Genomic DNA, 12523 nt, shown 5'->3' with positions numbered 1-12523 from the left:
AGACAGTCGTCGACTCGATCGAGACCTTCGACTATCAGGAAAGAGAATCGGTGCACGTGATTGATTAAACAGCACCGCCTCTGTACAGTAATGAATCATACAGAGAACGCCACGTCGGAGGAGATTCGTCTTCTGTATGTGAACGACGACACCGACTTCGTCGATCTGGCACGCGCCAAGCTCCAGAATCACTCTTCGGCGTTCGAGATTTCGACTGCCGGCACCGTCGCAGCCGCCCGTGAACAGATCGAGACGGCGGCCATCGACTGTGTCGTCACTTCCTACTCGCTGCCGGACGGAACGGGAATCGAGCTCATCGAGCAGCTCCGATCGGCAGACACCGAGTTGCCGACGATCCTGTTTACCGGCAGGGGCAACGAGCGGATCGCCAGCGAAGCGACGCAGGCGGGCGTCTCGGACTACATCCCGCTGCGGGCAGACCAGCACAACTTCGAGCTACTCGCACGCCGCATCCACACGCTGGTCGAAGCCACACGCAAAGCGGCCATCGCACAGCGGCTCTCCGACCGGTTCCAGCGGACGCTCGAACGTGCCACAGACGCGATCTACGCGGTAGACGACGACTGGCGGATCGAGTACATGAACGAGAAGATGGCCGACCGGATCGGCAGGGACCCAGAGAGCATCGTCGGCAGCAGAATCTGGGACGAGTTCCCCTCGATCGTCGGCACAGAACTCGAAGAGCGGTATCAGACTGCCATGGAGACTGGCGAACCGGTGTCGTTCGAACAGCGCCTCGGCGACCCCTTCGACTACTGGGTCGAGGTCCGGGCGTTTCCCGACGACGACGGCCTGACCGTCTTCTCGCGCGAGATCACCGACGAACGGGAGCGAGAACGAGAACTGGAGCGCAGCGCGGCCATCCTCGAAAACATCCACGACATCGTGTTCGTCGTCGGCGAGGACGGCGTCGTGAAGTTCGCGAACGGAGCCGGAAAACGCCTGGTCGGGGGGAACCAGTCGACGACACTCGACGGGCGACAGCTCGACGCGGTCGTCGAGGAGCGACTCTCCGACGACGAGACAGAGCAGCTACGAAGCGTCATCGACGCCGCACTCGACGGGCCAGAGGGCGACGGTGGCCTGACCGGCCTGTACGACTCGGATCTACAGGTCGATATGGCGGTCGGGAACGACGAGCGGACCTTCGACATCCGCGTGACGCCGTTCCGGAGTGGCACCAGCGAGCAGGTCCTCGTCGTCGCCCGAGACATCACGGAACAGAGCGAAGTCGAGCAACGAGTAGAGCGAGAGCGTGACGCGCTCCGAGAGCTTCAGAGCGTCATGGCAAAGAGCGACGTCTCGGGCGAGACCCGACTCCGGGAACTGCTGGCGGTCGGCTGTCGGACGCTGGACCTGGACATCGGGATCGCATCGCGCGTTCGGGGCAGTGACTACACCGTCGAGGCAGTCCACGCACCGGAAGCCGACATCGAACCGGGAGCGCAGTTCGAGCTCGAAGCGACGTACTGTGCGGAGGTCATCGACGATGACGGGATCTGTGCGTTCACCGACGCGGTCGCCGACGGAAAGCGGACCCATCCCGCATATCGCGAACTCGGCCTGGAGTCGTACATCGGTGCGCCACTCGTCGTCGACGGTGAGCGCTACGGAACGATCAACTTCTCGAGCCCGACCACACGAGTCACGCCGTTCGGGGTGGCCGAGCGGACATTCGTCGAACTGTTGTCGGAGCTGGTGAGCACCGAAATATCCCGAAGTCGCGACCAGACCGAACTCGAACGGCAGGACTTCCTCTTCGAGCGGGTACAGGACATCGCAGAGATCGGTGTCTGGGAGTACTTCCCCTCGACTGGCGATCTCGAGTGGTCCGACGGCGTCCGTCGAATCCACGGTGTCGATGACGACTACGACCCGTCACTCGAAGACGCACTCGACTTCTACCATCTCGACGACCGGGAAACGATCGCGACTGCTGTCGAGCAGACACTCGAACACGGCGAGGCTTACGACCTCGACCTCAGGATCGTTCGAGCCGACGGCGAGATCCGGGACGTGCGCGTGTGGGGCGAACGCGTCGACAGCACACCCCACGGCACGACCGTACTCCGTGGCGTCTTTCAGGACATCACCGAGCGAAAAGCCCAGGAGCGCGACCACCGAGAGCTCGCAGAGGAGTACGAGGCGCTGCTGGAGACGTCCGGTGACGCGATCTTCCTGCTGAACGTCGATACGACCGGCTCGGAGCCGGCATTCGAGTTCTCACGGCTCAGTTCGGGATACGAGAATCAGACCGGGCTCACGACCGAGGCCGTTCGCCACCAGACGCCAAGCGAGGTGTTCGGAGCGGAACGCGGCGCAGCGCTCGAATCGAACTACAGCCGCTGTGTCGAGCAGCGAGAGCCGATCTCGTACCGCGAAGAACTGGCCATCGACGAGGGCGCGCGGTTCTGGGAGACGAGCCTCGCACCGGTGATGGTCGACGGTGAGATCGTCAAGATCGTCGGTATCGCACGCAACGTCACCGAACAGGTCGAACGTGAGCGGGATCTCGAAGCGACGAACCAGCGGCTCGAATCGCTCATCGAGGCGACGCCACTCACAGTGATGGAGATCGACCGTGGCGGCACCGTCGTCCGCTGGAACGACGAGGCCGAGAAGATGTTCGGCTGGTCGCGAGCGGAAGTGCTCGGGGAGCCCAATCCGATGATCCCCGAAGACAGGCAGGCCGAGTTCGACGAACACCGACAGCGAGCCCTGAGCGGCGAGCGGATCCGCGGCAAGGAGATACGACGAGAGACCAAGGACGGCGACGAACTGGATCTGCTGCTGTCGGTCGCGCCGATCAGCGATCCCGACGGCGAGGTGACGAGCATCCTCGCAGTGCTCGAGGACATCACCGAGCAAAAAGAACTGGAGACGAAACTGCGGTCGCTACAGGAGACGGCCCAGCGGCTCAGCAGGGCACAATCCAGCGACGAGATCGGTGAGATCGCTGTCGAGACAGCCGTCGAAATTCTTGGCTTCGAGCTGACGGGGATCTGGGAATCGGACGAACGAGCGGACGAGCTCGTTCCGCTGGCGTCGAGTGAGGCCGTCGGGGACCTGCTCGGCGAGTTGCCACGGCTCCAGCCCGATGAGAATCTGGCCTGGGAGGCGTTCGAGTCCTCGGAGCTGCGGACGTACGACGATCTCCAGGCGGAGCCGGGAATCGACGAAGCAGACGCGCTGCCGGCGAGTGGGCTGTTCGTTCCACTGGGTGAGTACGGGCTCGTCGGCGTCGGGACCTCGAACGAGCGAGGGTTCTCCGAGACGGACGTAGACCTGTTTCGCATCCTCGGAGCGACCGTCGAAGCCGCCTTCGGTCGGGCGAACAGGGAGGCGAAGCTACAGCGCCAGAACGAACGGCTGGACCAGTTCGCGAGCGTCGTCGCCCACGACCTCAGGAATCCACTCAGCGTCGCGATCGGGTTCACCGACATCGTCCAGCAGACACAGGATCCGGCACACTTCGAGAAAATCGAGACCGCGCACGAGCGCATCGAGCGTCTGATCGACGACCTGCTCACGCTCGCGCGTGGCGAGTCGACGGTGACCGAGACCGAGGAGATCGACCTCGAGACGATTGCGACGGAAGCGTGGGGGTACGTCGACACCAGCGCGGCGACGCTGACGGTCGAATCTGTCCCGGTCGTCGCGGGCGACAGCGGTCGCTTGACCCAACTGTTCGAGAATCTCTTTCGAAACGCCGTCGAACACGGCGGCGAGGAGGTTGCGGTGAGAGTGGGACGACTGGCAGAGACGGACGGGTTCTACGTCGAAGACGACGGTGTCGGCATTCCGCCGGAGAAGCGAGCGACAGTGTTCGAACACGGCACCACCACCAACGAGGGCGGCACCGGCTTCGGGCTCTCGATCGTCGAAGACATCGCGAAGGCCCACGGCTGGACGGTCAGTGTCACCGGCGGGACAGCGGGCGGAGCGCGGTTCGAGTTCGAGATGTCCCCGTGACACTGCCGGCGGTCTGTCACGAATGGCTCCGCCCGACGAGATCGGACGGCGACAGCAGTCCACCAGTCCCGACGGCGACCAGCGACAGACGTGGGGGCCGCAGTAATACTACCGGCTGTACATCTGTGACCGATTTCGCCACCCCGGGGTGGCAAAGATCGTCACGAAGTGACAGCCGGCAGTATAAACAGGGTGGCGAAGGTGTTTGGTCGGCCTAAACCACAGCGCATTTATACCTTTAGGTTAGCCTAAAAGCATGGTCGACGACGAGACATCGACGCGACGTGACGCGATCAAGTACGGGTTCACCGTCGCCGCATCGGGCCTGCTGGCCGGCTGTACCGATCAGGAGAGCTCGGGGTCTGACGTGACCGAAACGGCGACGCCGACCCCCGAGCCGACGGCGTCGAAGGAGGACACACCCACCGAGGAGTCGTACACGGCGACGATGCCTCCCGTCGGCGAGGTAACCCTCGAAGCGCCGCCGTCCTCGTGGATCGGCGGGCTCGGGTTCACTGCCGACGTGCTGACGGCGCTCGGACAGGCAGACGGCGCGGTCGGAATGGTCGATCCGAGCTTCTGGTACACCGGGTTCTACGACTTCCTCGACGGCGTGACCGCACCGTCGACGGACGACCTCGCCCAGATCACGACCGAAGACCGGGAGACGGACATCGAGATGGTGTACGAGCTGGATCCGGACCTCATGGCCGTCGACCCGAACGCCCTGATGGGCATTTACGGGCTCGACGAAGAAGGGGCGCGCCAGATCGAAGCGGACGTCGCCCCCTGGTTCGGCAACGAGAGCAGGCGAAAGCGCTTCGACGGCTGGACACACTGGCCGGTCGGTGAGCCCTACGACTACCTCTCGCTCCCAGAGTACATCCCGAAGTACGCGGCGCTGTTCGGCGAACGAGAACGGGGGAACGCACTGCTGGAGCTGTACGAACCGTTCGTCGAGGAGGTCACCACTCGGCTCCCACCGGCCGAGGAACGGCGGTCGATGGCGCTGGTCAACGGCCGATACAACCCCGAGAACCGGGACGGATGGGTCGTCTACAACCCGAACTCCGAGGTCGAAGCGACGTGGGGCAAAAAGCAGTATCGAGATCTGGGCGTCGTCGACGCGTTCGAGGGGGCCTACGACGGTCAGTCGTCGGTGACCGTCGACCACGAGGGACTGCTGGAGTACGATCCCGACGTGATCATCTTCAACTTCGGGATCACCTACCGTGACTTCGACGGCACGAACTACATCCAGCAGCAACGCGAGTTGCTCGAAGACCACCCCGTCGGGAGCAGAGTGACCGCGGTCGACAACGGAGACCTGTACGTCGGGGGCACGCCCTACCAGGGACCGATCATCAACATGTTCCAGACCGAGATGGCGGCAAAGCAGCTCTACCCTGAGGAGTTCGGCGCGTATCCGGGCTACGGAGAGCTGTCGGCTGACGAACAGCTGTTCGACCGACAACGGCTGGCAGCGATCGCGACCGGCGATTTCTGATACTGCCAGCGGTACGAGGCTCACGCGAACCGCGCGAGCCACGACTCGATGTCGTCGACCGGCGCAGTGCCGGCCGTCGAATCGACGCGCTCGCCCACGCAGGTGATGCGCCCCCGGACCGTCGCGTCGTCGAGCTGGCGTTCGAGCAGCCAGGCGTAGAAGGCAGTCTGGAGCGCGTATCTGTCGCGGGTGGCGTCGGTGTCGGCGAGGACGAGCTTGATGTCGTCGACGTACCACGTGCCGTCCGGAGCGCGCGAGACGATGTCGGCGTGGTTCCGGGTCTCGATGGTGTGGTCGGCGACGGGAATCACGGCGTCGAGTGGCTCCTCGACGTAGACGGCGCTCGACTGCAAGCGCTCCCAGACGCCGGTCGCGGCGAACTGCGGACAGACGGTCTCGCGGACGTAGCGCACCACCTGCTGGCGCTCGCGGCCCCCGACGGCGCGGCACTGCTCGTCGATGGCGGCTTCGAGCCTCTCCGCCAGCGGTTCGGCACAGTTTTCCAGCGTTTCGGTCGAGACACCTCGCTCGACGGCGGTCGTGAGCACGTCGTGTGCGATCGTGCCGAGGTCGTCGGGACCGACCGCGTCGAAGGCCAGCGGGAGGTCGTCGGCGGGAGCGGGGCGCTCGCTGTGAAGTGAAGTCCCTTTGAGGTGGTCGAGCCAGTGCTCGTCCAGTCCCGTCGCCAGCGGGTAGAGCGTACTGCCGTTGACGAAGCGCGGCGTCCGGCCCGTCCGGGTCGGCGACGGCGCGAGCGCGGTCCGTGGCGTCGGGCGACTCGACGGCGAGACGCTGGCGTCGTAGGCCACGTCGAGACAGCCGATCGTCAGCGGGTACTCCCCGGTCGGTCGCTGGAGTGTGGTGTCGATCCGACCGCGCGAGAGCGAGTCGGGGAGATCGAGTGCTCGCCGGATCGTCGTCACCCAGCTGTCCTGTGGCGGGGTTCCGACGCTCGTCGCGTCCCGTGGCACCGAGAGGACGAGGTGGTCCCGAGCACGCGTCATGGCGACGTACAGCGTCCGCCAGCGGTCCGCGCGGTGTGCGGCTGCGAGTTCGCTGAACACCGGCGGGCCGCCGATTCGCGGCTGCTCGTCCCCGACCCAACGGTTCGTCGCCCAGCGGAGCCGCGGCACCGACTCGACGCCGTGGGCACTGGGTTCGTCGATCGGGACCGACGGCGCGGTCGCTGGCGGTGCGAGCGCGAGCGTCTCACCGCGGGCCACGAACGAATCGCGGTGCGGGCCGTTGACTCCGAGCGGGCGGCTCAGATCGGCCAGACAGACGACGTCGGCCTCGTCGCCTTTCGCGTTGTGGATCGTCCGGAACACCACGTCGTAGTCGCTGGCGTCGGGCACCGGAACGAGCGGCCCGTGAGACGGGGACGCGCGGTACTGCTTGAGGACGTCGGCCAGCTCGGACAGCGCGTAGCGGTCGGTCCCCTCCCACTCCTCGACGGTTTCGACGAGGGTGTCGAGGACGGCGAGACAGCGCCGCGGATCGTCGACCTGGTCGAACGGATCGGTCGCCAGGGCCAGCGTCTCGACGACGTTCGCGACGACGAGCGCTCCCGGATCGGCCGTCCGTCGCGCGAGCCGCCCGCGGAGTTCGGCGAGGCCGTCGAAGAACGTCTCGACGCGGGCCGGAAGTCGATCGTCGGTCCCGATCTCGTCGAGGCGGTAATCGGCGGCCGCAGCGATCTCGTGGACGGTCGTCCCGTCGTCGCAGGTCACCGCCGGAACCGCACCGTCGAGGAGCGCACGCGTTCGCTCCGGGTCGAACGGGTCGACGAGCCACTCGACGACGCCGACGACGAGTTCGACGAGCGGGCTCTCGAACAGCAGTTCGCTGGCGTCGGCGACGGACAGCCCCGTCGCTTCCAGACGGGCGGCGAGCGAGCGCATGTTCGTCCGCGTCGGGAAGAGGACCTCCACCGGGCCGTCGGCGTCTCGGCTCGCGAAGCCGTCGTCGGCCAGCGCACCGTGGAGGTAGTTCGAGAGCGGCGCTGCTTCGCTCTCCTCGAACCACGTGGTCGTCCCCGGCGAGCCCTGTGCCCGGTAGCTCGCGACGTGGACCGCCGGCTCGCTCGTCGGCTCGCGGTCGGTCTCGACGAGCGTGTAGTCGTCGCCGGACCGGTGTAGGCCACCGCGTGCGGGATCGGTGAACACCGTCTCGAAAACGGCGTCGACGGCCGCCGAGACGTCCGGTCGCATCCGGTAGGTCCGTGCGGCGTCGGCCCGCTCGTGGGGCGTCCAGGATCGTCCGAAGTACTCCCCCGCCTCGAACGCCCGCGTGAACAGCGCCGGCCGGGCGTCGCGCCAGGCGTAGATGCACTGGTCGGTGTCGCCGGCCAGCAGGACGCGAGCGTCGTCGGGGACCAGCGGCGCGAGCGCGTCGTGCTGTGCGACGGACACGTCCTGGGCCTCGTCGATGACGAGCGTCTGGAGGGCGTGCGCGTGGCGCTGTCGGACCCGCTCACGGAACGAGTCGTCGGCGTCGCCAGCGTCCTCGAAGAAGTCGGCGACCCAGTACGCCACGTCCTGGTGGGCGAGCACGCCGCGCTCTCGACACCGACGGTCGTACTCGGTCTCGTAGGCGGCCACGAGCGAGCAGAACTCCTCGACACGCGCACGCCAGCGGTCGAAACACGTCCGGGACTGGGCCGTGACCGCCGCCTCGTCGTCGTGTCGCTGCCGGAACGCCGCGGCGGTCTCCTCGTCGAAGAACCGCGCCACGTCACGGACCACGGCGTCGAACGTGGCCGGGCGACCGTCCGGAAAGGCCTCGTCGATCGCGCCCAGGAGTCTGTCGCGGAACTGCTCGTTGGAGAGTCGGCGGGCGCGCTTGGCCGAGCGGGCCGTTTCGAGCAGCGCGTCCAGCGTGCGCTCGTCGGCCCCCCGTCCGTCGCTGGCTGTCTCGTCGCCGTAAGCCTCGTCGAGACGCTCGAACCGGGCCGTCAGTGACTCGCGGTCACGCAGGGCGTCCAGCGCCGCCTCCCGAAGCGAGGTGAGGTGCGCGTCGTTACCGACCGTCGGCATCTGGTCGAAGCCGTACTCGGCGTGAATCTCCGTGAAGACGGTGCGAAAGATGCTGTCGATGGTCCCGACGTGGTCGGCGTGGCGGACCCGCTCGCGGAGCCGCTGTGAACGCTCGGGGCTGATGGTCGTCGCCGTCGCCTGCTCGTCGTCGGCGAACGCGGTCAGCGCGGCAGTGATCCCCGGAACGATGCCGGCAGCGTCCTCGCGGGAGAACGAGACCACGCAGAGCCCCCGTTCGGGAGCGGGCTCGCAAGCGGCCGCCTCGACCAGTGCCTCGGCGGCGACGCGCTCGACCGTCGTCGACTTGCCGAACCCCGCCGTGCAGTTCAGGACGAACAGCCCCCGGTCGTGAGCGAGGAACGCGTCGCGAATGCGTTCCTGTGCGCCCTCCAGGGGCGGGACGCCGTCGGTCACCGGCCACCACCCCCCACGCTCGGGCCGTCGTCGATCCAGTCGTGGAGCGTCGATGCGTCGCCGGCCCGCAATCGACGGACCCGCTCGGGCGCGAGGCGGTCGGCGTCCAGATGGGCAAGCAGCGGCGACCGCTCGTAGCGGACGCCGTCCACGTCACTGGTGTAGCGAGTGACGACGAGGTGGTCGGTGGCAGCCCGGACCGCGTCGGCGAAGTGATCGAAGTCCCGCTCGGGCGACCAGGCCCCCCGAACGGGGAACTGACGTGCCGACCGTGTCTGGCCCCGGACGATCGCCGCCCGCAGTTCGGCCGGCAACTCGCCGTGGGGACGCTGGGGCCACTCGCCGTCGACGAACCCCAGCGCGACCACGAGCGGGTACGTCCGGAGCCAGGCGTCCGTCGCGTCGAGCACGTCGATGCGCTCGGCGTTGGCGTGTTCGCGCCGACCGGGTCGGGCGGTCGCGAGCGCGTCGAGGACCGTCAGGACGGTGTCCCACGAGCGGTCGAGGTGGCCCCGTTCGAGCCAGTCGGCGTACTTCGCCCGCGTCTCGCGAAGGAGGTGATCGCCGTCGTCCGTGCCGGCGACGCGCTCGACGGCGCGGGCGGTCTGGGCGGTCTCGGTGTAGTCCGGCCCGTCTGACGCGGCCCGGCGGGGCAGGACTGACTCGTCGAACGCGTCGACGACGGGCTCGAGGACGGGACAGATGTCGGCCGGCGCGGGCTCGGCGGGCTGCTGGCCGATCCAGTTCAGCAGGCCGGCCGCCGCTTCGCGTGCGGTCGTGTCGACGCCGTCGAGCTCCCGGAGGGCCGTGAGCCATCCGACCCGCGAACGGGACGCGCCGTCGAGCGCACGGCCGAGCGCGTGGACCGTCGCCGGTGGCGTCGGGCGGTCGTGACCGCCGCGGGGTGGGGTCCACTGGAGTGCGAGCGGTTCCAGCAGCGTGTCGGCGGCGATGTCGTCGGTCGCGGCCGCCTCCAGCAGTTCACAGACGGCGACGACGAGCCGGTAGGGGAGCGTCCGCGTCAGCGGGAGCTGCGTCCAGACCGACGGGTGCCGTCCGTACGTCGACAGCGCGCGCCCCACCGGCCGCTCGTAGCGATCGACGTCACGAGCGACGAGCGCGATGTCGTCGACGCCGGCACCCGCTTCGAGTGCCCCGTCGACGATCGCCGCCGCGGTGCGAGCCTCGTCGTGTCTCGTCTCGACTGCGATCTCGGTCGTCCGCGGCGGCTGGTCGAGCCGGCGGTCGGGCGACTCGTCGACGCGATCCGGAGCGGTGTCGGCGATCCCGGACCGGGCAGCCAGTCGACGGGCGATCCGCGGGCCGGTCCCGGCCCGGAGGTAGTAGTGTACGTCGACGTCGGTCGCCGCCTCGACCGCCGTGAGAAAGTCCCGGACCGGCGCGCCGAGGGTGCTGACGCCAGCGAGATCGATCCGCTCGATCGTCGGGAACGTCGCCGACCACACCGCGCCGTCGGTCGCCTCGATCGCGCTCGCACAGGCCCGAAAGACAGCCCCAGAAGCTGGATAGGCCGCGACACGCTCGTCGAGAGCGTCGACGAGAGCACCCACCCCAGTGCGGAGCGCGCGTGTGTCGGCACTGGCAGCCGCCGACAGCGACGACCGAACGTCGTCGAGCGCCGCCGCTCGGTCGGCTCGCCCGCCGGTCAGGAGCTGGAGCTCCTCGCGAGCGACCTCGATCGACTCGGCGTGCTCGGTCAGCGCCGTGCCGTAGACGGTGGTGAGCGCCTCGACGCCCGCGGGCGGCTCGTCGAGGAGCGAGCGGAACAGCCGGAGCCGGTCGAGCCGGTCGAGCGTCTCGACCGCCCGGCCCTCGTGGGTCGAGAGGACCCGCGACGCCACGTCGATCGGCGTCCGAAACAGGACCGACGAACGGGGCCGGCTGCGCTGTGCGAGCGCCCGCTTGCAGTTGCGCTGGTGGAGCTGCTCGGGCGTCATCACGATGTCGATCGGGTCGCGGGCTCGCTGCGGGCGTTCCAGAAGGGACTGCTCGTCGTGGACGTGGACGGCGGGCGAACAGCGCCGGGCGGCGGCAGCGTCGTCCATACCTGTGAGAGAAGTGCAGTTGTGCCCTAAAGGTGCTCGCCTCGAAGTGAAAGTAGACGCGGCGTCACTCGATCCCGCCGGTGACGGTCCCCTCCATCTCGTCGAGGGCCTCCGTCGCAACGTCGCCGAGTTCGCCGGCCTCGATGTGTGAGTAGCGCTCGCGGATCATCTCCTCGGAGTTGTCCAGATAGCGGGCGGCGACCGTGTAGCCGAAGGCCCTGACGAGGACCTCGCCCATGCCGCGCCGCCCGCCGTGGGGCGCGAGATAGTCGTGTTTCGGGTGGTCGACGTCGATCGCCGCGTCGTCCGAGAGCCGCTGGAGGATCGAGCGAGCGCCGTCGGTCGTGATCGACGGCGGTCGAACGTCCGCGTCGAGGGCCAGCAACAGGTCCCGAGCGAACGCGTCTCGTCGCTCGCTGATCTCGTCCGGACGTTCCCCTCGGTCGGCCAGCTCGTCCTCGACGAGGCCCCCGAGCGTCCGCTGGTCGAACGTCGGGAAGACGGGCCACCGCTCGGTCGGCGGAGCCAGCAGCCGGCGGTAGCTCCGCAGGGGCGAGAGCACCGGGTCGGGGAGGCTTGCGGCGTCCCACTGCTGTTTCTTCCGATACACGTCCATGCTCCCCTCGTCGAGCGAGAGTTCCCCCCAGCGGACGCCGCGCCGACGCGGATCGTTGGGGTCCCGGAGAACTTCTCCGACGCGGACGGCCGTGTACGCGAGGACGAACACGAGCGCGCGGTCGCGGGCCGCCTTCAGCGCCGCGTAGCGGGCTCGCTGCTTGTCGAGGGGATCGGTGTCCGCCGGCAGCGTGGTGTAGGTCTCGATAGCCGTGCGGGCACGCTCGTCGACGTGTCGGGTGAGCGCGTGGCGCTGCTGGGCGGTCCAGGCCTGCTGGTCGCCGGGCTTGCGGCCGTCGTCCTCGGGTAGCGGGGCCATCGCGCTCGCCCGCTGGGCGTAGTGGGCTCCGAGGTACCCCTCGTTGACACACCAGCCACACCACGCCGAGACGTAGCGGTAATAGGTGTGGACGGTGTTTTGCTTGAGCCCGCGATCACCGGCGAGGTGGCGGGCGTATGCGCGAAAGACGCGTTCGTCGAGATCGGCGAAGGTGGGACCCCGGTCGGCGTCGTCAGCGATCCCGGACCAGTCGTCGGAACCGGCGTCGCCAGCGGCCCACGCGGCGAATCGATCGAGCTCGCGCGCCGCGTTGCGTCGGTAGTTGCCCCCCTCGCCGCCGCGACCTTTCCCCTTGTCCGTGAGATACCGCTCGAAGGTCTCGGTCAGCGGCGTCGAGCGCGACCGATCAGACACCGCCGGTCACCTCACGACTCCGGCAGGACTTCGGTAGCGTCGAAGCGGCGTCGGCGTGTGGCGGTCGCATCGTTCGTGCGCCCCGACGACGCGGGGCCACTTCAATCTGGTCGTGATTACCGACGGCGCTGGCTGTGCCAGCCACCAGCGGAGCGCGTGACTGGCCGCGGTCCCGGAATCCGTCACAGACGGAGAGACA

At 68.0% G+C, this 12523-nt stretch carries 5 protein-coding genes; 2 read left to right on the top strand and 3 right to left on the bottom strand.

What is annotated here, in order from left to right; all coding sequences use genetic code 11:
- Positions 1-90 precede the first annotated feature (90 nt).
- Positions 91-3993, top strand: coding sequence for a PAS domain S-box protein (locus tag AC5FRZ_RS16905; RefSeq protein ID WP_493565200.1), 3903 nt, complete (start codon positions 91-93; stop codon positions 3991-3993).
- A 256-nt stretch (positions 3994-4249) separates the two neighbouring features.
- On the top strand, positions 4250-5500 hold the full coding sequence (locus AC5FRZ_RS16900; RefSeq protein ID WP_493565199.1) for an ABC transporter substrate-binding protein: 1251 nt from the start codon (positions 4250-4252) through the stop codon (positions 5498-5500).
- Between the two features lie 20 nt (positions 5501-5520).
- On the opposite strand, the gene AC5FRZ_RS16895 is transcribed toward AC5FRZ_RS16900, so the two are convergent.
- The 3 genes from AC5FRZ_RS16895 to AC5FRZ_RS16885 form a co-directional block, all read right to left on the bottom strand.
- A complete protein-coding gene (locus AC5FRZ_RS16895) occupies positions 5521-8949 on the bottom strand; it encodes a UvrD-helicase domain-containing protein (protein ID WP_493565198.1) in 3429 nt (1142 codons plus the stop codon).
- A complete protein-coding gene (locus AC5FRZ_RS16890; protein ID WP_493565197.1) occupies positions 8946-11015 on the bottom strand; it encodes a hypothetical protein in 2070 nt (689 codons plus the stop codon). The genes AC5FRZ_RS16895 and AC5FRZ_RS16890 overlap by 4 nt, the downstream gene beginning before the upstream one ends.
- 64 nt (positions 11016-11079) lie before the next feature.
- The gene (locus AC5FRZ_RS16885; protein WP_493565196.1) at positions 11080-12324 is read right to left on the bottom strand and encodes a site-specific integrase; all 1245 of its coding nucleotides are present in this window, start codon (positions 12322-12324) and stop codon (positions 11080-11082) included.
- Positions 12325-12523: the final 199 nt, after the last annotated feature.

The sequence above is a fragment of the Halomicrobium sp. HArcht1-1 genome, from assembly GCF_058933285.1.
This window is presented reverse-complemented; position numbering and strand designations above follow the sequence as displayed.